A 21,563-nucleotide genomic window follows, 5' to 3' on the forward strand; every position below is an offset into this window, starting at 1 on the left:
TTCACTGAATTTGATGATCAAATTCAGTGAATTTGTTTTGTAATTTCAGTGAAATTACTTTTCAACCAAATAGCTCTTGATTCTTTCCAAGGCTTCTTTCAGTCGTGAACGCTGGGTGGCAATGTTAAAGCGTACATAGCCTTCGCCAGTCTTAGGTCCGTACATCGTACCAGGATTAATCCATACCTTAGCCTCATTGAGTAGCTTTTCGCATAGGGTCTGCGATGTGACGTTCATGGCCGAGATATCCACCCAAGGCAGATAAGTACCCTCCAGTTTGCAAACCTTCCACTGGGGAATGTTAGCCTCAACAAACTCGCAAAGCAACTGATAGTTACCCCAGAGATACTGGTTCAGCTCATCAATCCAGTCTTCGCTCTCGTTATAAGCAGCTTTCAAGGCCACAGGACCGAATGGATTCAAGTCGCACACCTCGTTGATATTAATGGCACGATCCAATCGGCGGCGCCATGCAGGCCGCGAGCAGATGATGTTAGCAGTCTGCAGACCGGCGATATTAAACGACTTTGAAGGCGAATTCAGGATGACACTATTTTGGCGACAAGCTTCGCTGACAGATGCGAAAGGTTGGAAGCGATAACCTGGCATCACGAGTTCGCAATGAATCTCATCGCTCACCACCTTCACCCCATGGCGAAGACAGATATCGTTCATCAGTTCCAGCTCCTTAGGTGTCCAGACTCTGCCACAGGGGTTGTGAGGGTTGCAAAGCAGGAAAACGGTAGTCTTCTCATCAGCGCATTTGGTTTCAAAATCCTCCCAATCCACCTCAAAGCTATCGCCAACACGCAAAAGCGCTGTTTCCAGTACTTCGCAACCGTTGTTCTTAACAGACGAGAAGAAGCAGTTGTAATCGGGCGACAGGATCAGCACCTTCTCACCTGGCATGGTAAGCGCCTTAATGGCCACACTCATGGCAGGAACAACACCTGTGGTATAGAGAATTTCTTCGCGATGGATTGTCCAATCGTGACGGCGCTGGAACCAAGAGATTACAGCCTCATAGTAATCCTCCTCAACTACCGTATAGCCAAACACGCCATGCTCGGCACGCTTACGAATGGCCTCCTGAATAGCAGGGGCGGCCTTAAAGTCCATATCGGCTACCCACAGAGGGATTATTTCCTTAAACTCGGAATTGCCCCCTGGCGGAAGCCAGCCCCCCGTTGAACGTGGGGCTTCCGCATCCCACTTTACGCATCCCGTTCCACGACGTTCTACTAACTCGTCAAAATCGAATTTCATTTTCTTGTTTCTATAATACAGTTATTTGGTTCACGCACGTTCTCATCGATAGTAATCGAACCTATGCTGTCGGCAACGATGTGACCACTGGTGGGGTTCTTGATGTTCTCGATGTGGCCCTTGATGTCGGCCTCAACGGTTGAGTACTCAAACACGCGGTCGCAAGCGGCATCAAAGGTACAGTTCTCGAGCACCAGGTTCTGGGCATAGCACAGCAACTGTTCGCCTGCCAGATGACAGTTTACCAAGCGTACATTCTTAGAGTGCCAAGCCAAATACTCACCATCCAGCGTTGAGTCGTAGATAGTGATATTCTCGCACTCCCAGAACGAATCCTTGGTTATGATATTAGCGTTGTGTATCTCAACATTCTTACAATACTGGAATACGTATTTTGCATCGCTCTCCAAGCCATCTACATAGATATTCTGTGAGAACATAAAGGGATAGGTTCCCTCATGTAACTTCACGTTCTTCAGTTTCAGACCATCTACCTTCCAGAATGTCTCGTCGGCATCGTTAATCACCACATTCTCCAGTTCCACATGCTTCATCTCACGGAAGAACTTGGGCCCGTCGATGATGCAATCCTTCATCACCAGATCGTTAGTGTACCAGATGGCCGAACGCGATCCGGGGGCAAAATAGCAACGTTCTATCTTGGCGCCATCAACATGCCACCAAGGATACTTACCATAAAATTTACTGTCGTAGCATTCCATATTCTGGCATTGCTTAATACCAGACTCTCCATCTACAATCGTTATTTCCTCTAATCTCAAATCATGAGTGGCAAACAGAGGCCTCTCGCCTCCAAATTCCTTACCCTTAATCAGTTTCATTGTTTTTGTATTATATTTATTCGTGTGCAAAGATACAAAGAAAAATCCGTAATTAGTGTATACAAATTACGGATTCTATTACCCATTTAAGGGTTTTTATAATTTTAAGAGAGAGAATATCACTTTATAGCAAGCAGATTGGAATCCAGAGGCTCCATTACTACCATACGACTGGTAAGATACATATTGTCCTGCGCCTCATTCATCTTGTAGGTCTTAACCGTTGTGAGGTTTGGTGCCTGAGAGCGGTAGAGGGTAACCTCGTAAGGAATATCGTAGCTCTGTTTGTCAGCATTCCACAGACTCACCTCTACGTTATAACCGTTCTTATAGTATTTATAGGTAAGACGGCTGCTCTTCTGCCACTCTTTCTTGGCATCATCCCAACTCAGCATCTCCTTATTGGCAAGGCGACCCTGCTCATCGTATTCGTAACGATATTCCATCTTCTGAGCCATAGGGTGCTCAGCATTCTGCTCGTAGACCTCAATCTTGTTGACTACGCCATCCTCCATATCTGCATTATACAGATAGTTTGACTCATTCGAGTTGATAGCGTTGAAGTACATGGTGAGTACCGTTGCTGCTGTGATGATTGCTTCCATACCTCTTACAGTTTTAATTGTTATTTTATCTGTTTGACGTTGCAAAGGTACGAAAAACTACACAAGCATTAAGTTATTTGAATGTTATCATTAGGTTAAATCTGTTTTGCCTCTGAGAAATAGAACTTTCTCAAAGGCATTTTAACGGCTTCGCCACTTACGTTAATCTCCTGCTGCAGCTTGATATCCTGCGATGATGCACCTACCTTAATAATATACTTACCAGGCTGGATGTTCCACTGGCGCTGACCATCATTAGTATAGAAACCTAACTGCTCGGTATACATCTTCACGCTAATCTTCTTGCTCTCACCTGGCTTCAGAGAAATACGGGCAAAGCCTTGCAGCTGAATTGGACGAATCTGCTGACTCTTATCGGCTGGCGAGAGATATATCTGTGCCACCTCATCGGCAGCTACCTTACCTGTATTCTTTACATCGAAGGTTAGATTAAAGCTCTCATCCTTGGTAGTAACCTCGGTAGTAGCCTCTAAGTTAGCATACTCGAAGGTGGTATAGCTCAAACCATAACCGAAGGGCCATGCAACACGTGCATCCTTCTCGGCAGCATAGTTGTAGCAAATGGGCTCGTTGATCTCTACGTTAGGATAGCTGACAGACAGCTTGGCCGATGGCGATACCTTACCATACAGGATATCGGCAACGGCATTGCCACCCTCCTCGCCTGGATACCAGGCCTGAATGATGGCAGCACACTTCTCGGCTAAACCAGAGATAACCTGAGCTCTACCGCCAAACATCACCAGTACTACGGGTTTGCCTGTCTGGATGAGCTCCTCAACAAACTGCTCCTGCTTACCTGGCAAGCGCAGTCCCTGACGATCGCGGTTCTCGCCACAAAGCATCACGTTTTCACCCACAGCGGCAATAATCACATCGGCATCCTTAGCCATTTGCAGGGCTTCGGCCTTGTCGGCCTTTTCGCCCGCATCCACCTTACGATGCAGTAACTCGTACTCCCAAGCACGTGCATCGCCCAGCTCGCCGTATTTAGTCTCAATATCCTCAGTCCAGTCGCAACCACGCGAATACATCACGTTCACACCCTCGGGCTTGTGGTTCTGCATGCCTTCGAGCAGTTTCACGATGTGAGGATTCTCCGACTTATAGTCGACCTTCTTCCAGAAGTACGACATGGCAGGATAGGTATAGTCGCCACACATAGCCCAGATAGAGTTGGCATTAGGACCAGTAAGGAGCACGTTCTTCACCTCCTTGAATGGCAGCACGCCATTGTTTTCCAGCAGTACCACACTCTGGGTAGCGATATCGTAGGCTGTCTGGCGCTCCTCGGGCGTATCGAGCTTGATATCCTCCTTCGAGTAGAGATAAGCATCCTTATCGAACAATCCCATACGGAACTTGATACGCAGCACATTCTTCACGGCACGCTCCAGCACCTCGGGCTTAACCAGACCTTTATCGATAGCCTCCTGCAAAAGCTGGTAGTTGGCACCAAAGGGGAAGTCGACATCGTTACCACCATTGATGGCAGCAGCAGCCTTTTCTACGGCACTATCGATATTGGGGATCTGGTCGATAGCGGTATAATCGCTCACCACCATGCCATCGAAACCTACGTAACCACGCAGGATATCCTGCAGAATCTCGCTGTTAGCCACACATTTTGTGCCATGCACCTCGTGATAACCTGGCATCACAGCTACGCTACCAGCCAAACGGATCATAGTCTCGTGAGGCAACAGAATCTCTTCCATCATCTCCTTTTCATCGGCATCACCGCCACCACCATAACCTAAGTAATGTTTAGAGCAGGCGCCAACACCTTTCTTCAAGTCGCCCTGCTGCAAGCCGTTTACAAAAGCGGTACCCATCACAGCCGACAGGTAGCCATCCTCGCCATACGACTCCTCCAAACGATTGAAACTGGGAGTACGACACACATCGACCATTGGCGACAAGGCAAAGACACCTCCCATCTTACGCAGTTGTGTACTGGTCTGACGGGTTTTCAGTTCAGCCAACTCAGGGTTGAACGAACCTGCCTGACCTATCTGCTGGGGATAGATGGTAGAACCTAAGGTATTGATACCCGAGAGCACCTCTTCGTGCAAGAGGGCTGGGATACCGTTGGGGGTATGGTGCATCAGCCAGTCCTGAATGGCCACAGCACGATCGCGCAATTCGTTCGGATTGCGAGGCTGCTGCATGCAGAACTGTGAGAAATGACCAATACCATAAGGAATCAGTTCCTTACACTTGGCTGTATCTAACTTGCCATCAGCATCAAAGAGTTCGTCCATATACATACTCTTCAGCTGTGCGATGCGCTCCTCCTGAGGCATCTTCTGGTAGAGTTCATCTATTTGCTGTTCCATGTCTATTGCTGTGTTACAACTTGTCATTAATGCAGCGCAAGCCACCGCGGCCCAACTGCCAATAGTCTTAAGTTCCTTTTTCATTGGATAATACCTTATTTATTATTTAGTCTCGTACCACTTCTTCAGCACGTAGAAGGCCAGCTTCTTCTCGCCCTTATCACTTACCAGCCCCTTGCGGTTATAATAGTCCTGCACACCAGGCAGTACACGACGAGGCGAACGGAAGTCCTTCAGAATCCAAGGTGTGGTACCTGCCAGGCCCTCAATCTTATCGAGCATAGCGGTATTCTCCTTATAGAGATTCTCCTGGAACTCCTCAGTCCAGCGCTGGTTCTTGGCACCATGATAGCCATAACGGGCACCGCCACCAAACTCGCTGATAATCACGGGTTTGTCGTAAGGAATCACCCACTTCATCTTTGGCGCATCATTTACATCGCGATACCAACCGATGTACTGGTTGAAGCTTACCACATCTACATACTCGTTCATATTGTCGTTCAAACGGTTCACGTAGTTCGAGGCTCCAGTAACCTCCATCGCCATCGAAATAAGGCGGGTGTTATCGAGTGTGCGAGCATACTTGGCCAAACCGCCCAAGAACTTATCACGCTCGGCTGAATGTGGGGTTTCGTTGGCGATACTCCAGATAATCACGTTAGCACGATTATGATCGCGGGCAATCATATCGGTAAGCTGCTGCTTGGCATTAGCGAAGGTGTTTGGATTAGTCCAGGCGATGGTCCAGTAAACAGGAATCTCGCTCCATACCAGGATACCCATACGCTCAGCCTCGCGCACCATCTCCTCGTGGTGAGGATAGTGTGCCAGACGCACAAAGTTACAACCTAACTCTTTTGCCCACGAAAGTAATGTGTGAGCATCCTCAACGCTGTTAGCACGTCCGCCACCATTAGGCTTCTCATTGTGGATAGAGATACCTTTCAGGAAGATGGGCTTACCATTAAGCAGAATCTGCTTGCCACGTGTCTCGATAGTACGGAAACCGATAGAATCAGCAACCATACCTGTATCAAGCGTGAGCTGCACATCATAGCGTTTGGGGTTCTCAGGGCACCACAGCTGCAGTTTCTTGGCAGCCACCTTCAAGGTGCCACTTACCTGTCCATCGGCATCAGTAGTGAACTGCTGTTTCAACTTCAGTTCTGGGATATACACCTCTACCAGATGGCCAGCCTCCTTGGCATTCATCTTAGCCGAAAAGGCGAGCTCTCTCACCTTGGCCTTGTTGGCGGCCTTTTTCAGCTGCAGATCGTAGTTCTCCAGATAGTTAATGGGCACTTTTACCAGCTTCACATCACGGGTAATGCCACCATAGTTCCACCAGTCGAAAATCTGTGTAGGCACATCCTCGGCATGACGCTTGTTATCTACCTTAACAATCACAGTATTCTCGCCTTTTTTCAACAAATCGCTGATATCATAGTTGAATGGGGTAAAACCACCCACATGGTGACCAGCCTTCTTACCATTTACCCACACATGGCAATCGTAGTTTACAGCGCCAAAATACAGCAAGGTGCGGCATTCGGTCATAGGCACAGCCTGGAAACTCTTCTTAAACCAAACCGTTCCCTCGTAGAAGAACAGCTTTTCGTCCTGGGTATTCCAGTCAGAAGGAATCTTCATGGTTGGCGACTTATCGAAGTCGTACTCAATCAAATCCTCTGGCTTCTGGGGCTTGGCATTGATAAAGAAACCATTGCGCATAGGTTTCATTCGATAATCATAGAAACCTTCCTCTTGCACATCGACGATATAGTTCCAATCGCCATTCAATGAACAGGTTTCGTAAGCATTGACATTCTGAATCAATGGCAACGTAAAATCGCCAGCTGACACTGTGAACACAACGCTCACAGACAGCATGAGTGTAGATAGCAACTTTTTCATATACCGTGTTTACTTGATAATCAAACCTCCGTTAGGCTGAATGGTTACCTTAGCCTTACCTCTCTTGTCAATTTTCAGCGAATTCATCGTAGGTTCTCCCTTCTGATTGTCGACATAGATAGTAGGCGTTTTACCTGTGAACATAGAGAGATCAAGAGTAAGTTTGAGGGGAACCTTCTGGGCATTCAAGCCAGCAATATACCAATCGGAACCATGGCGACGAGCCAAAACCACATATTTACCTGGGTAGCCATCAATGAAACGGGTTTCGTCCCAAGTAGCAGGTAACTGCTTCAGGAAGTCGAGTTCGAACTGTGGTAGCTCCTGCAGGTTGTTAGGATACATAGCCACACACTGAATAGAAGTCTGGTTGGTAATACCAGAAGCCATCTCGAAAATATCGGTAGTCTTACGAGAGTGACGACTCTTATTGTCGCGACTCAGATACTTATTCATGATTACGCCACCCCAATCCATCGAAGCAACAGCATTACGGCAGAAGGGATGCAAAGTAAGATCAAATGCCTCATGAATGGCAGCGCCTTCACCAAAGAACACGTTCTCACTGGCCAAGACAGCCTCGGAAGCTACATAGTTGGGGAACATACGCTCCCAACCGCGAGGTAAGGTACATCCGTGGAAGATAACCTGTATGTCATAACGGTTAGCATCTACCATAATATCTTCGTAAAGCTGTAAGGTCTCCTGCTTATCGCCACCAAAGAAGTCGACCTTGATGCCCTTAACACCAATCTGCTGTAACCACTTGAACTCACGATTACGGGCCAACGAAGAGTTCAGACAATTGCGTGGTCCCTGAGGCGCATCGTTCCAGTAGCCATTCGAATTGTACCAAAGCATGAGCAAAACACCTTTCGACTGAGCATAACGAGAAAGTTCTACCATTTTGTCGCGTCCGATCTGAGTGTCCCAAAGCGCATCTACCAGACAATACTCATAGCCCATCGTAGAAGCCAAATCAATCAGCTTCACCTGATCATCATAATTGGTGGCACTATCCTGCCAGATAAGCCAGCTCCAGGTATAGCGACCTGCCTTAAAATCGTAGGCAGGCTCGTAAAGCGGATCAACCACATCGTAACTGATAGTGGTTTCTACCAGTGGTTTCAAGGTAGAACCTACGGTTATCGTACGCCAAGGAGTCTCAGCAGGGAGCGATACGGCAACGAACTCTGAACCAAACCCTCCATTTTCGCCCTTATCGGGGAAAGCGATTGTATAGCCAACACCTGGCTGATAATCAGACACATGTGTTCCACAGTAAGTACCAGTAGTACCAGTTTCGCTCACCAGAGCCCAACCATCAGGCAGGTGGAACATCAAAGGGAAGGTATAGCCACGACCATAATGCGACTTCACGTTCATCTGTCCATCTACACTATAGCCCTCTTCATAACTGGGTTTGGTATTTGCCCATCCTGTCTTAGGACCTATCTGTGGAGAGATAAACGTTGTTGTTCCATCAGGAAAGTTAAAGCTGGTGGCCTCGCCAAAAATCAGCGCACGCTGAGTATCTCGAAGGCCTTTGGCTATACCATACTTGAATGCCACGTCGTTATCCGATACCATGAAAGTCACAGTCATCTGCAATTTCTGCTCATTTTCGAGGGTTAGCAATAATTTGTTGGCCTTATAGTCGATGTGAGATGTCTTGATGGTACGCATATCGTAGTGCTTTTCAACAGCCTCTGTCTTGCTTGACACAATCTTCAGTCCGTTAGTTAAATCGCCGATACTGGTATTCAAGCCCAAATTGGATTTCGTCACCATCTGCTTGCCATCCAGCGACACGCTATAGGTAGCCTTGCCACCTTCATCGTCTACAGTAACTTCCAGATTTCCACTTGGTGATTTCACCTTCACCTCTTCTGCCCTACAAAGGCTTGCAACCAACAAGGCTGCCACAATACATACATTTTTGATCATAGTCTGTTAGAAAACAATTATAATTTTGGTTGCAAAGATACGAATTATCCACCAAGGTAGAAAGTTCCCCAGCGTTAACAAATTGTAAAAAATACACTTCTCCATGCAATCTTTTACACATTAGCTACTCTATATAAGCAAAAAACACTAATTTTGCAAACAAAAAAAACACAAAGCAACCTTTCCTCTCGGCCTCCGGGGCGTTTGGTAAAAGTTTGTTAAATAAATGCTTCATCATGCAAGAATTTGCTCCCTGTTGCATTTTATCCATAAATAGCATCAACCTAATGATTATTACGAAACTCTAAAGACGTGAAAACAGAATTATTACTATTGGCCTGTATGACGTTAGTTGTACAGCACACTGAAGCTCAGGACTACTTCTCTGCTGCTTCGGACTACGCTCGCCTGTATGTAGGGCCTATCGAGCCACAGTACCAGCTATCAACGTGGTACGACATTCCTTATTATAAAGGGAATACAAACATGTATCAAGGGCGAATAAGCTATTGTGGCGTAGTTTACGATCATGTAAAACTACGTTTCGATCAGCTGAAACAGCATGTGGTGGTATTATCCCCCATAGCTGGCATCTGCTGCCTGCCTGATCAGGAGCATGTAGACTGGTTTGAGATGGATGGTCACAGATACGTACACGATCCAGAAGACAGTACACGATATGCTTCTCTGCTATGTGACGGAACCACTAATGGCATTCGTCTTTATCATAGTGTATGGAAGGTTTTCAGCGGTGAAGAGCTCTTATTCGGAGAGAAGAAATATCTAAAGACTCTCAGCACCGAAGAATATTATACACTTATCACCGCCAACGGAGAAAAGCACCATGTAAAGCGTGCATCAGATATTACAAAGCTCATTCCTGAACAGAAAAAGCGGATCAAACAAGTAGTAAAACAGAATCGTCTCTCATTCTCAAATAACGAACGTGAGAAAAGTCTTGTGACAGTGGTTGAGAATATTTCAGGCGTACCATATCATAAACCAGAAAGGCAACAAGCAGAGAAACGGCAAACGCCCACTCTCTGCCGTCCTGCCACACCTATTGATGATAAGCAGCTTATATCAGGCATACCCGTTCTTGATACCGATACGATTTCAACTGGCTCGGCAAGAACTACGACTTATATAGTGCCTGGCGTAAAGAAAGCAAGAGCAAGTATTTCAGATGATCAGGAACTTGCCGAGATAGTAGTTGTAGCCGGACGACAGTCGGCCGTAAAAAGTACAACTATGAGTTCAGAGAAGTTCAAACCCCAGTTACTTAAAAACATCCCATCAGCCTTTGGCGAGTCGGATATTATGAAGATAGTACTCACTCTACCAGGTGTCACGACTGTAGGCGAGGCCTCAAGCGGATATAATGTGCGAGGAGGTGCAACAGATCAGAACTTGATAGTATTCAATGGAGGCACTGTATACAACCCGTCACACCTGTTCGGAATATTCACCTCGTTTAATTCAGATGCAGTTGAGGACGTGGAACTGTTTAAGTCAAGTATCCCAGCAGAATATGGAGGCAGAATAAGTAGCGTATTGAAAGTGAACTCGAAAGAGGCAAACATGCAAAAGCTGACAGGTTCGGCAAGTATTGGCGCACTTACCAGCAAGGCGAATATAGAGATCCCTATCGTCAAGGATCATGTATCACTCATGCTAAATGGCCGTACAACTTATAGTGATTGGATTCTCAAACTATTACCAGAAGACAGCGGCTACAAAAATGGTCATGCCAACTTCTTTGACCTTGGTGGCGTACTGACATGGAAACTGAATAATATGCACCGCCTTAAGATATATGGATACTGGAGCCATGATAAGTTTTCGTTCAGTTCAGAGGACAATTACGGATATCAGAATCGTAACATCTCGGCAGAGTGGCGCTCTATCCTGAATGAGAAAACAACAGCTACCCTTTCTGTCGGACTTGACCACTATGACTATTTCAACGAGGAATGGGGCACGCCATCCATGGCTGCACGACTGAGTTTCGGTATCGATCAGTTATGGGGTAAGTTGCATATTCGTCAGCGTTTGTCTGATAAGCAGACGCTCTCGTATGGTCTTTCGATGCAACATTATAATGTGCAGGCTGGTAAATATGAGCCTCTGGGCGAAGAATCATGCATCAAAACAGACCAAATACAAAAAGAGAAGGCATTGGAGAGTGCTGCATATATAGAATACGAGCATTCGCTCACAGAGAAGCTGTCTGTTTCAGCAGGTTTACGCTATTCTATGTTTAATGCACTTGGACCTCGCGATGTTAATCATTATACTGAGGGAGAACTTCCTTCAGAGTCGACATGGCTGGAGACACGCCATGAAACAGGAATTATCAAGACCTATCACGCACCAGAGATACGCTTGTCGGCTCGCTACGCATTAAAGGATAATCTCTCATTGAAAGCAGGTTTCAACACGATGCATCAATACATCCACAAAGTGTCGAATACCTCCATCATGTCGCCTACAGATATATGGAAGCTCTCCGATCTTAATATCAAACCACAGAATGGATGGCAAGTGGCAGCAGGAATCTATCATGAGACTGCCGGAAAAAAATATGAGTTATCTGCAGAGGTGTACTACAAGCATATTGGTGATTATCTTAATTATCGCAGTTCAGCAGTTCTGCTGATGAACCCTCACCTCGAGACTGATGTTATCTCGACAAAGGGAAAAGCCTATGGCATAGAACTGCAAGCGAAGAAGCCTTTAGGCAAACTGAATGGATGGGTAAGTTATACATACTCACGTTCACTGCTACGTCAGGACGACAAGAGGGTAGCAATGCCTCTGAACGATGGCGATTGGTATCCTTCTGAATATGACAGACCTCATGAGGTTAAGGCTACGCTCAACTTCAAGCTTACAGAGAGGTATAGTTTTTCCAGCAATTTCAACTATGCCACTGGTCGCCCGACTACAGTACCTGCCGGCAAATACTACAGTTTCGATAGCTACAAGTATATGCCATATTACACAGATCGCAACACCTACCGTATTCCAGACTATATGCGTTTGGATCTTGCGTTCAACATAGAGCCCACTCATAAACTTACGTCCTTTCTTCACTCATCGTTCTCTATAGGTGTATATAATGCTCTTGCACGTAAGAATGCCTATAATATCTATTTTGTCAATGAAGAGGATGAAATAAAAGGGTACAAGCTATCTGTGTTTGGCACAGCCATTCCCTATGTTTCACTTAATATACGGTTCAACTAAATGATGAAAAAATGAAAAAGGACAAGTTATATATCATCCTATGCCTCATCTTAGCCACTATCCTGTCGGGCTGTATTGAGGAATATCAAGCTGAAATACCAACAACGGATTCCGACATACTCGTTGTTAATGGTACGATACGTTCTTCAGAACAGAACACATTCATCCTGTCACTTACGCAGGCTATCAATTCTGACCCGATGCTCAAATTTGCAGAGCATGCTATAGTCTCTGTACGCGGAACTGACGGTTCTGAATATGAAGTCGATGGTTTCTATGGCGTATATTCATGTTGGATTGGTGAACTTAATCCTGACGTAGAGTATTACCTCCATATTGAATACGATGGCGATGTTTATGAATCCGAGCCCCAGAAACCCTTACGTACAGAAAAAATTGCAGATGTCAGTGTGGTACAGAACACACCTGAAAGCAACATAGACATACTCGTAACACCAGACGCGCCCTTCAACCCTGACAAAACAAATTACTATTCGTGGGAATGCGACGAGACATGGGAAGTACATTCTGAGTACAGAACAACCATCTATTATGATATAGACCTAAAGAAGGCAGTATATAATGACAAACAGTTTCCTTGGCGTGGATGGAAAGATGCTACAAAATCATTTATGGTTGGAGCAAGTAATAATTACGAAGGCCAACATATCCAAAGACTCAAGATATACGATATAGATCGTAGCGATGAGCGCGTATATTACAAGTATAGCGGTCTGGTACATCAACGTGCCATCAGCAAAGCAGAATACGAGTATGAACTGGCATGTAAGCAAGCCAGTTCTGAGATGGGAGGACTGTTCACACCTCAACCATCCTCTCTGCCTACTAACATCCGCTGTCTGACTTCCTCCAGACACGTGATTGGATTTGTGGGGTGTGCGATGAATACAAGTGCTTTCAGATTCTTCCTCAATGCCGATGATTATTCTATTGAATATCCTCCATATGAAGACACCCGCTTATGGGTTGAGAATCCCAGTGATATGAACTGCATCCGATTGTTAGAGAAAGGCATGTTCCTATGCGCATGGATAGATGAGAGATTAGCTGGGAAAGACTTACAAACGGCATGGGCGTTCCAAGAACAACTCGATGTCAGATATAAAGGCGCATATACCGACGAACCTTCTTTTTGGTCATTCACAGAAGACGACGACAACCTCCAATCGTCTGATATAAAATAAAATCCATATGAACAACAGATTATTATCACTTATCACAGTTTGGGCGCTAAACCTCAGCACCTGGGCCACAAACATTGAGACTGACCGGCAATGGTATTTAGCTGGCGAAACAATGAAGGTGAACATCACCACTGATCATGCACTAATCGCTTACGCAGAACTATGCGACACGCATAGTCTGGTAGCTGGTAATTCGATCAGTCTTAACAAAGGAAAGGGTGCTACTACTATCGAGTTGCCATCCAACCTCCATAGTGGATACTATGTACTTTCAGCATATACCCACGATAACGCAAATGTTTCAAACAAGCTGATTGCCATCATAAACCCCCTACGCAAGAATAAAGACGACGATATCGAATGGATAAAGGACGACAGTTGTTGGGTGAGTGGTATGGGAACATCCGACTTGGTAAGCAATAAAGCCATCGATATACGTGAGACGGAAGGTCACATCATCAAAGCGCACGTAAAGAACATACATGCAGGCAATAGTTTCACGAGCAGTCAGGTGTATCCTTCATTAAGCATCATAGGAAAACAGATACATTATTTTGAAGGGAAGATGATTAACGACACTACAGCCATCTTTTACACCTATGGTATTCATGGCAAGCAACCGCTCGTGCTCTCTGCCATATCATCTACAGACGTGAGTCTGCCTATTGAGATGATTAATCCATTTGCTGTCATGCTCCCAAGAGAACTACCACATCTGGTGTTCCACTATAAACGCAGCGAGGTTGAAAACCGTTCAATGGATATGCAACGGCATCAGATTGGCATCGCACCAGTCAAGCACGAGTTACAAATAGGCGACCATTCAGATGACACAGCCGAAGACGTTGAGCCATTAGGCTATGACGAAAAGGTGATCGGCACTCTACCTGACCTAAGTTATAATCTTGACGAATACCGACAGTTCCGCACAATCAGGGAGGTACTACTTGAATATGTACAATGTGTAAGCAACAGAAAAATAAATGGCGTATCGAAGCTGGTTGTCCGCAAGGAAGATGCCGCCTACGATACCTCATGGCCAACAATGGTATTGATAGACGGTATGCCAGTTCTCGATATAGAGCGGCTACTGAACTATGATGCCCGACGTATTCATTATATCAACATCTATAGTGGGCAATACACCTTTGGACATAGCGTATTTAACGGCATTCTGTCATTTGTAACACGCTCAGGTCGTCTAACCAACTATCCAACAGAGCCCAATATGCAGTATCTGGTGTATAATTTTCCAGAATGAGGTTCGAAATTCTGTAATTAATTTGGTATTTATCCCGATTTGCACTATCTTTGCACGCGGTTATGCATACTAATAAGTATAAATACGTGTCGATAGTGAGTGCAGTAGCAGTTTTGCTGTTGCTGGCACTATACATGTGGATGACTTATCGTTCGGTAACCAAGGATATCACAGAGCGTGCTGGCAACCAACTCACTTGGGCCATGTTTTATGAGAGTTACACCCGTGCCGATCTGGTTACAGCCGACGACACACTCAGCTTGTCAGAAGCGCGAGGCAATATCTCACTTGAGTCTTCCGTCGAGGGCATGAACGACGCCTTGAGCAAGGATTACCACTCAGAGATATCACTCAATACAGTGGCACAATATGTAGATTCCCTGTTATCAGTAGCCGAGATAAACCGCAATGTGACCATCCTTGAGGTCGATGCTTCGAGAAAGATTATCAGAAAGAACAACGATCGCAACACATCGTGGTCGCTATTGACTAAGCCCATCAGCATACGTAGAGACCAATCACGCGCCATTCAGTTAGCGCTTAACAATCCCTACCCTGAGTTGGCTCAGAAGTTGAGCCCTCTCTTCCTGTTGAGCGCCTTTATCCTTGGTTTCTTCGCTATCATCATCGTCCAGCTATTAAAGTTCATCACTGAGCAGGAACAAATGGCAGAACTACGCAACGACTTCTCGTATGCAATGGTTCACGACATGAAATCGCCGCTTTCATCGATTATTATGGGTGCACACTTCCTCCATAGTGGTAAGGTTGACGACAAACCACAGATTAAAGACAAGTACTATACCATCATCGAGGAAGAAGCCGAACACCTGTTAACCCTCGTCAATAAGCTACTCACCATTTCGAAACTCGAGAACAAGAAGCTGATTCTGAATAAGTGGGATATAGATATCGAACCAATAATTGACGATTTGATCGAGAAAGCAAAGGCTAAGGCCGACAAGCCATTAGAGATTATAACCGACCTGAAGATAAAGAACGTACTGGCCGATGAGCAATATCTTACCGAGGCTATTGCAAATCTGCTGGACAACGCTATCAAATACTCTAAGGAGGAGATAAAAATCAAGATTTCATCGATAGATACAGACAAGAATGTGCTCTTAAAGGTACGCGATAACGGCATAGGAATCACCAAAGAAGAACAGCAGATTATCTTCGACAAGTTTGGTCGTGCCGCCATCCACGAAAAGAACCGCAAAGGCGGCGTATCAGGCTTCGGCTTAGGTCTGAACTATGTAGACCAGGTGATGCAAGCCCATGGTGGAAAGGTCACCGTATCCAGTGAGAAAGACAAATATTCTGAATTTACACTTTATATCCCAAAGAACGTATGATCAAGTTATTGTTAGTTGAAGACGACGAATCGCTCGCTTACATCGAGAAGACAGGTCTGGAAGACATTATTGGCGGTTATGAGGTAAGCACAGCCAAAAATGGTAAGGAAGGCGTGAAAGCTTGGGAAGAGATTCACCCTGACGTTATTATCTCAGATATCGATATGCCTGTCATGAATGGTTTCGAAATGGTTGAGCGCATTCGCGAGACAGATGGCGACGTGATTATCATCTTCACCTCAGCCCTCACCTCGCCTAACGATGTAAAGGCGGGCTATCGTCTAGGCATCAATAACTACGTCAAAAAACCATTCGTTCCTGAAGAGCTCGACGCTCATATCCAAGCGCTTATGAAAATGCGTGGTGGCGCCAAGACCCAGAACGAAACCAGCCATTACAAACTTGGAAAATACACGCTGGACGCCAATCACGCCACTCTTCGCAACGACGATACAGGCGTATCCCAAACCATCACCCAGCGAGAGGCACAAATACTGCAACTGCTGGCAGAGAACAAGAACAACGTAGTTCGCAGAGAAGCCATCCTGAGTCGATTCTGGAATACTGAAGATGATTATTTCGCGAGTCGTTCGCTCGATGTTTTTGTGAATAAACTCAGAAAGGTTCTGAGCGACGAACCCAAGATTAATCTCAAAACAGTTCGTGGTATTGGGCTCCAATTGATAGTAGAAGCTTAAATTCGAAGCTAAATGAAGCATGAGTACGTCCGTGAACGCACTTGAGTACGTCCGTGAGCGCACTCGAGTGCGTACGTAAGCGTACTAATAGCCACCTATCATTAATCAATTGGCTTGTATGGATCCATGGTCTTCAAAACAAGAGGAATACCAGGAGTTGCTAAAAGCCAAGCAGCAAAGGGCCACCAAGTTTGAGCGGGAATGCCCACCAAGCACAATGTAACAATCCAGAAAACAACATCACCAATAATAATTGGTATGATGCTGCGGGTATATTCGTAGACACAGGCTTCAACTAGTGCAACCAGAACCCCAGACACCACCAGCATCGAATTTCCCGCTACCATACTAAATAAGCCTATTATAATTGCAAACACTGGGATAACAATAACTGGACGATGCTTCCATTCCAAGATCTCACGAAGCACAGCACCATAAATAACCAAATTACCTGTTGCTTCTGCAACACAAAGTATTAATATGGAATAAATCGGATGCTGACGCATCCAAGCATATGCCTCTTTTACTAAGGCATCATTCTCAGCAACTTGAAAAACATCTTCCATCGAACACTGCAAGACTGCCAAGCCTGCCATAACAAGCATCACACCTGCAGCAACCTTTAGACGAACAGAACTCCGCTCAGGAATACGGCCTAAGGAATAATTTGCAAAACCAAATTTCAGGAAAACCCAGTTTAGAACAATACACAATAAGATAACAGATGCTGAAGCAGCATAAACCATCACACTCATCGACGTGTCAGCTCCTACCTCTTCGCCTCTGAAGCCTTCGATGAAACCGGCAACAAACCCTACCACAGCACCTCCAATGAACATCACAACGAGTGTGATGCCCAATGCCAAAAGTAGATACATTATTGCCTTCTTCATCGCCTTTGTATTATTATATCTGAGTGCAAAGGTACGATGAAAATCTTAAAAACCGACAAAAAGATATGTTATCTTTAGGTTAAATCTTTTAACTTATTTCTCTTTATAGATAACATTGTTGGCTCCACTGGTAATCTTCAAAGCTTCAGGATGCTCCTTGATAAACGAATCAATGTGGCGTACACGCTTCTCCTCGAGAATCTCATCCACAGCTATCAGGATACCAGTCTCCTCAACATCGCCAAAGCCATAGTTGATAGCAGTACCAAAGAGCTTCATAGTTGGTGAAAGACTCATATAAGCATTTACCAATGGTGGAATGTTATAACCCAATTTACGGATTTCACCATTCAACACACGATAGTCTTCCTTGAAAGACTTTCCACTAAAGAGGCATTCCAATTCCTTTGGATCAGTATCCATTTCCAGCGGTTTCATCGGGATAATAAGCTTCTCCTTATCATCAAAATGCTTCTTCAGGAAATAAAGAATCATATCGCGTCCCTTGCGTATGTACGAAGGATACATGGTCATCTTGCCAAAGAAATACTTCACATTTGGTTTGATAACAGTAAGTGCTCCAAGACCATCCCAAAGATTATCCAAGGCAAACAAGCTCTTTGCACCCATACGAGAACTCTGATAGGGAAGAGAGACAAATGAACGTCCGAGCTCGATAGTCCAAGGCGCATACTCTTTGATAAAACGATCAGAGAAGTGGAACATGTGACTCGTTGCCAAAATAGGTTGCCCCTTTTCATCGTATTCCCAATCGGTACCAAGCAGATAACGGTAACCTCCAATGATCTCCTCTGCCTCAGGATTCCACACAATCAACTGCTTGTAACAATTGTCACAAGTATCGAATTCATCGATATCCATATCCTTGCCAGTACCTCCACCAGCCTCACGGAAAGCAATCTCACGCAACCTACCGATTTCCTTCATGACATTAGGCGCGTTGTGTGCCGTAATGACATAAATCTCATTATGGCTTTTATTGGTCATACGAAGCTGACGCTCTGGAGTGAGTTCACTCTTCAGAATCTCCTTGGCTATTGGCTGGATAATTTCCTGTTCCATTCTCTCTTTCTTAAATAGTTTATAGTTTATAGACTTGTCCTCTCACAAATTCAGCCCATTCCATCGGCGTTTTCGACTTATCAAACGTCTGCCAGGGTATAGGCTTTCCTATCTTCACTTCGAAGGTCTTATGCACGTTTTTATACATTTCATCAACCAAAAACAGCATCGCCAGATTAAAAGGCAGGTGTTTATCGCTGAAGTTGGCCAATCGATAGAAGAACTTGCTGTTTTCCCCACTGAAGTGGATGGGAACCACATCGCGCTGATACTCTATGCTCTTCGAAATAAAGGTTTTCTTCCAAGGAATATCCCTGATTACTCCGTTCTGCTTTCGCGAGCAGATACCTGCCGGAAACATTAGCATATGATGATCGCTCTTGAATCCAGCCTCAACCATAGCAGGAAAGTTGCGACTCTGATTCCCCGTCTTGTTGATAGGAATACACAATGGAGCGAGTCCTGGCAGATTCATCAACAAATCGTTAACCAGATAGCGGAAACGTCCATTATAGAACCTCCCGATGATGGCACCAAGTGCTACACCATCCTCACCGCCAAGAGGGTGATTACTTACGAAAGTATATAGTTTACCGTCGTTAGGATCAGGCAGGTTCTCCTTTCCAACAATATTGAGGGTCATATCGAGGTATTTCACGCATTCCTCCAACCACTCTACGCCTACTTTATCGCGACTTTCCCAAAGGAAAGCATTTACCTGGTCCTGATGAGCAATCTTCTTCAGCCAATTAACTAACGGTCGAGGCACAAATTTAGCCTTTGCGCCCATCTTTCCTTTGAGGATCTGATCGATGTCAATCGTATGCTCAGTCACTGTTGTCATTTCTCTCATTCACTAACAAGTTGCAAAAATAGCACATTTCTTTGAATAATGAGCAAAAAAAGGAGAAAAAACATTGTTTTTAAATGTATTTAGGACACGAAGGGGGCCTAAATCAACAAAAAAAGGTTAAAATCAAAAAAAAGTGGGGAATTGTGGTGTAAAGTGGGGAAAAATGACTAACTTTGCGGCAAATAAATTATTAAATAGGTACGTATGCGTTTTATAGGTAATATAGAGGCAAAAACCGACGCTAAAGGAAGAGCCTTCCTCCCAGCCGTTTTCCGCAAGGTGCTGCAGGCATCTGGCGAGGAAAACCTGGTAATCAGGAAGGACGTTTTCCAGAACTGTCTGGTACTCTATCCTGAAAGCGTATGGAACGAGCGACTGGATTTACTGAAGTCGCAGTTAAGTCCATGGAAGCAAGCACACCAACAGATTTTCCGTCAGTTCGTATCAGAAGCCGAGGTTGTAACCCTTGATGGCAATGGTCGTTTCCTCATCTCAAAGCGTCTGCTTAAAGCTGCAGAGATAGACCAAGACATCCAGTTCATCGGCATGGACAACACGATTGAGATCTGGGCTCCCGAACGACTGAAGTTAACACAGAAGAGCGAAGAAGAATTCGGCATCGAACTTGAGAACATCATGAATAACTGTGATTCCTTATGATAACCACAGCAGAGACATACCATGTACCCGTGCTCCTCAACGAGAGCATTGACGGACTTGACATCAAGTCCGACGGCATTTATATTGACGTAACCTTTGGTGGAGGCGGACACAGCAAGGAAATACTGCGTCGACTTGGTAAGAACGGACATTTATACAGTTTTGACCAAGACCCTGATGCAGAAAAGAACATTGTCAACGACCAACGTTTCACCTTTGTCAGGAGCAACTTCAGATATCTGAAGAACTGGATGCGCTACTACGGAGTAGACCATATCGACGGTTTGCTCGCTGATTTAGGGGTATCAAGTCATCACTTTGATGACGAAACGCGTGGTTTCTCATTCAGATTCGATGCACCACTTGACATGAGAATGAACAAGCGTGCTGGAGCTACAGCAGCCGAGCTGCTTAACAACTACGGCGAGGAGCAGTTAGCAGATATTTTCTACATCTACGGAGAACTGAAAAATGCCAAAAGAATCGCAGCCGCCATCGCTAAGGCGCGCAGCGAGAAAGCGATAGAGACCACAGGCGACCTCATGAGCATCACTGAAAAACTGTTTCAGCGGGAAAGAGAGAAAAAGGAGATGGCTAAGATGTTTCAGGCGCTTCGCATAGAAGTCAACCACGAGATGGATGCTCTGAAAGAAATGCTGTATGGAGCAAAGGACATGCTTGGTGAAGGTGGGCGCCTTTCAGTTATCACCTATCACTCGCTCGAGGACCGCATCGTCAAGAACATGATGAAGGCCGGCAACGTAGAAGGTAAGATCAAACAAGATTTCTTCGGACGCATTGAAGCACCTTTCCGCCTGGTCAACAACAAAGTTATTGTACCCAGTGACCAGGAACAGCAGCAGAACCCACGCAGCAGAAGTGCCAAATTGAGAATCGCAGAAAGATTGTAACAAAGAGAGAACAGATGGAGAATAAAGACAATATAGAATTATTGGCCGAAACTTCTGACGTGAAGGAACAAGCCAAGAAGACCATCCAGAAGATCAAGGAGAAAGTTAAGGAGGAAGACCCCAAGCTAACCCCGTCCTTGAATCTCAGGACCATTCTTGGTGGCGACTTCCTGACTGCAGAAATGGTACGCAAACAGATATGGTTGTGCGTATTGATTGTTGTGTTCACCATCGTCTATGTTGCCTCCAGATACCAGTGTCAGCAAGACCTGATTGCCATCGACAAGCTGGAAAAGGAACTGCTCGATGCCAAATACAAGGCACTATCCAGTTCCAGCACACTGACAGAGAAATGCCGTGAGAGCCACGTGCTTGACGCGCTGAAGCAAAATAAAGACAGTCTGTTACACATTTCAGACCAGCCACCATATATAATAAATATACCAGAATAAGAA

Annotated in this window: 17 protein-coding genes; 8 read left to right on the forward strand and 9 right to left on the reverse strand. The window is 45.2% G+C overall.

Going from position 1 to position 21,563, the window contains the following annotated elements; all coding sequences use genetic code 11:
• Positions 1–54 precede the first annotated feature (54 nt).
• From T495_RS0101540 to T495_RS0101565, 6 genes are all read right to left on the reverse strand, one after another.
• On the reverse strand, positions 55–1,266 hold the full coding sequence (locus T495_RS0101540; protein ID WP_033147352.1) for a MalY/PatB family protein: 1,212 nt from the start codon (positions 1,264–1,266) through the stop codon (positions 55–57).
• On the reverse strand, positions 1,263–2,108 hold the full coding sequence (locus T495_RS0101545; RefSeq protein ID WP_033147353.1) for a DUF3737 family protein: 846 nt from the start codon (positions 2,106–2,108) through the stop codon (positions 1,263–1,265). Before T495_RS0101545 ends, T495_RS0101540 begins: the two co-directional genes overlap by 4 nt.
• A gap of 119 nt (positions 2,109–2,227) precedes the next feature.
• Positions 2,228–2,713 carry a DUF3836 domain-containing protein gene (locus tag T495_RS0101550; protein WP_028903037.1) on the reverse strand — a complete coding sequence of 162 codons (486 nt, stop codon included), beginning with the start codon at positions 2,711–2,713 and terminating at the stop codon, positions 2,228–2,230.
• 95 nt (positions 2,714–2,808) lie between these two features.
• The gene (locus T495_RS0101555) at positions 2,809–5,157 is read right to left on the reverse strand and encodes a glycoside hydrolase family 3 N-terminal domain-containing protein (RefSeq protein ID WP_033147354.1); all 2,349 of its coding nucleotides are present in this window, start codon (positions 5,155–5,157) and stop codon (positions 2,809–2,811) included.
• A gap of 18 nt (positions 5,158–5,175) precedes the next feature.
• Positions 5,176–6,990, reverse strand: a complete 1,815-nt coding sequence (locus T495_RS0101560; RefSeq protein WP_033147355.1) for a glycoside hydrolase family 2 protein — start codon at positions 6,988–6,990, stop codon at positions 5,176–5,178.
• A 9-nt stretch (positions 6,991–6,999) separates the two neighbouring features.
• A complete protein-coding gene (locus tag T495_RS0101565; protein ID WP_033147356.1) occupies positions 7,000–8,937 on the reverse strand; it encodes a glycoside hydrolase family 97 protein in 1,938 nt (645 codons plus the stop codon).
• 342 nt (positions 8,938–9,279) lie between these two features.
• Between T495_RS0101565 and T495_RS0101570 the strand changes: the two genes are divergently transcribed.
• The 5 genes from T495_RS0101570 to T495_RS0101590 all read left to right on the forward strand — a co-directional run bounded on the left by T495_RS0101570 (position 9,280) and on the right by T495_RS0101590 (position 16,708).
• On the forward strand, positions 9,280–12,186 hold the full coding sequence (locus T495_RS0101570) for a TonB-dependent siderophore receptor (RefSeq protein ID WP_051651798.1): 2,907 nt from the start codon (positions 9,280–9,282) through the stop codon (positions 12,184–12,186).
• A gap of 11 nt (positions 12,187–12,197) precedes the next feature.
• Positions 12,198–13,391 carry a DUF4249 domain-containing protein gene (locus T495_RS0101575; RefSeq protein WP_033147357.1) on the forward strand — a complete coding sequence of 398 codons (1,194 nt, stop codon included), beginning with the start codon at positions 12,198–12,200 and terminating at the stop codon, positions 13,389–13,391.
• A gap of 7 nt (positions 13,392–13,398) precedes the next feature.
• Positions 13,399–14,652 carry a hypothetical protein gene (locus T495_RS0101580; protein WP_155993382.1) on the forward strand — a complete coding sequence of 418 codons (1,254 nt, stop codon included), beginning with the start codon at positions 13,399–13,401 and terminating at the stop codon, positions 14,650–14,652.
• A 62-nt stretch (positions 14,653–14,714) separates the two neighbouring features.
• Complete coding sequence (locus T495_RS0101585) at positions 14,715–16,010, forward strand: sensor histidine kinase KdpD (protein ID WP_028903031.1); 1,296 nt, start codon at positions 14,715–14,717, stop codon at positions 16,008–16,010.
• Complete coding sequence (locus T495_RS0101590; protein ID WP_033147359.1) at positions 16,007–16,708, forward strand: response regulator transcription factor; 702 nt, start codon at positions 16,007–16,009, stop codon at positions 16,706–16,708. Before T495_RS0101585 ends, T495_RS0101590 begins: the two co-directional genes overlap by 4 nt.
• Positions 16,709–16,809: 101 nt before the next feature.
• On the opposite strand, the gene T495_RS0101595 is transcribed toward T495_RS0101590, so the two are convergent.
• The 3 genes from T495_RS0101595 to T495_RS0101605 form a co-directional block, all read right to left on the reverse strand.
• Positions 16,810–17,601 (reverse strand): hypothetical protein, encoded by a 792-nt coding sequence (locus T495_RS0101595; protein ID WP_028903029.1) that lies wholly within the window; start codon positions 17,599–17,601, stop codon positions 16,810–16,812.
• A gap of 93 nt (positions 17,602–17,694) precedes the next feature.
• Entirely contained in the window at positions 17,695–18,684 is a 990-nt protein-coding gene (locus T495_RS0101600; protein WP_028903028.1) for a GNAT family N-acetyltransferase, read from the reverse strand.
• Positions 18,685–18,703: 19 nt separating this feature from the next.
• Positions 18,704–19,528 (reverse strand): glycerol acyltransferase, encoded by an 825-nt coding sequence (locus T495_RS0101605; RefSeq protein ID WP_033147360.1) that lies wholly within the window; start codon positions 19,526–19,528, stop codon positions 18,704–18,706.
• 213 nt (positions 19,529–19,741) lie between these two features.
• Here T495_RS0101605 and mraZ point away from each other — a divergent pair, with 213 nt between their 5' ends.
• The 3 genes from mraZ to T495_RS0101620 are packed head-to-tail and all read left to right on the forward strand — an operon-like array spanning position 19,742 to position 21,560.
• On the forward strand, positions 19,742–20,197 hold the full coding sequence (gene mraZ, locus T495_RS0101610) for a division/cell wall cluster transcriptional repressor MraZ (protein ID WP_028903026.1): 456 nt from the start codon (positions 19,742–19,744) through the stop codon (positions 20,195–20,197).
• Positions 20,194–21,108 carry a 16S rRNA (cytosine(1402)-N(4))-methyltransferase RsmH gene (gene rsmH / locus T495_RS0101615; protein ID WP_028903025.1) on the forward strand — a complete coding sequence of 305 codons (915 nt, stop codon included), beginning with the start codon at positions 20,194–20,196 and terminating at the stop codon, positions 21,106–21,108. Before mraZ ends, rsmH begins: the two co-directional genes overlap by 4 nt.
• A gap of 14 nt (positions 21,109–21,122) precedes the next feature.
• Positions 21,123–21,560, forward strand: a complete 438-nt coding sequence (locus T495_RS0101620) for an FtsL-like putative cell division protein (protein WP_051522992.1) — start codon at positions 21,123–21,125, stop codon at positions 21,558–21,560.
• Positions 21,561–21,563 lie beyond the last annotated feature (3 nt).

It is taken from the genome of Prevotella sp. P6B1, from assembly GCF_000702825.1.
Lineage (GTDB): Bacteria > Bacteroidota > Bacteroidia > Bacteroidales > Bacteroidaceae > Prevotella.

What these genes read in the sequence shown, in the direction of transcription:
- T495_RS0101540 (WP_033147352.1), bottom strand. Translation starts at nt 1,266, where the DNA reads ATGAAATTCGATTTTGACGAGTTAGTAGAACGTCGTGGAACGGGATGC.
- T495_RS0101545 (WP_033147353.1), bottom strand. Translation starts at nt 2,108, where the DNA reads ATGAAACTGATTAAGGGTAAGGAATTTGGAGGCGAGAGGCCTCTGTTT.
- T495_RS0101550 (WP_028903037.1), bottom strand. Translation starts at nt 2,713, where the DNA reads ATGGAAGCAATCATCACAGCAGCAACGGTACTCACCATGTACTTCAAC.
- T495_RS0101555 (WP_033147354.1), bottom strand. Translation starts at nt 5,157, where the DNA reads ATGAAAAAGGAACTTAAGACTATTGGCAGTTGGGCCGCGGTGGCTTGC.
- T495_RS0101560 (WP_033147355.1), bottom strand. Translation starts at nt 6,990, where the DNA reads ATGAAAAAGTTGCTATCTACACTCATGCTGTCTGTGAGCGTTGTGTTC.
- T495_RS0101565 (WP_033147356.1), bottom strand. Translation starts at nt 8,937, where the DNA reads ATGATCAAAAATGTATGTATTGTGGCAGCCTTGTTGGTTGCAAGCCTT.
- T495_RS0101570 (WP_051651798.1), top strand. Translation starts at nt 9,280, where the DNA reads ATGACGTTAGTTGTACAGCACACTGAAGCTCAGGACTACTTCTCTGCT.
- T495_RS0101575 (WP_033147357.1), top strand. Translation starts at nt 12,198, where the DNA reads ATGAAAAAGGACAAGTTATATATCATCCTATGCCTCATCTTAGCCACT.
- T495_RS0101580 (WP_155993382.1), top strand. Translation starts at nt 13,399, where the DNA reads ATGAACAACAGATTATTATCACTTATCACAGTTTGGGCGCTAAACCTC.
- T495_RS0101585 (WP_028903031.1), top strand. Translation starts at nt 14,715, where the DNA reads ATGCATACTAATAAGTATAAATACGTGTCGATAGTGAGTGCAGTAGCA.
- T495_RS0101590 (WP_033147359.1), top strand. Translation starts at nt 16,007, where the DNA reads ATGATCAAGTTATTGTTAGTTGAAGACGACGAATCGCTCGCTTACATC.
- T495_RS0101595 (WP_028903029.1), bottom strand. Translation starts at nt 17,601, where the DNA reads ATGAAGAAGGCAATAATGTATCTACTTTTGGCATTGGGCATCACACTC.
- T495_RS0101600 (WP_028903028.1), bottom strand. Translation starts at nt 18,684, where the DNA reads ATGGAACAGGAAATTATCCAGCCAATAGCCAAGGAGATTCTGAAGAGT.
- T495_RS0101605 (WP_033147360.1), bottom strand. Translation starts at nt 19,528, where the DNA reads ATGACAACAGTGACTGAGCATACGATTGACATCGATCAGATCCTCAAA.
- mraZ (WP_028903026.1), top strand. Translation starts at nt 19,742, where the DNA reads ATGCGTTTTATAGGTAATATAGAGGCAAAAACCGACGCTAAAGGAAGA.
- rsmH (WP_028903025.1), top strand. Translation starts at nt 20,194, where the DNA reads ATGATAACCACAGCAGAGACATACCATGTACCCGTGCTCCTCAACGAG.
- T495_RS0101620 (WP_051522992.1), top strand. Translation starts at nt 21,123, where the DNA reads ATGGAGAATAAAGACAATATAGAATTATTGGCCGAAACTTCTGACGTG.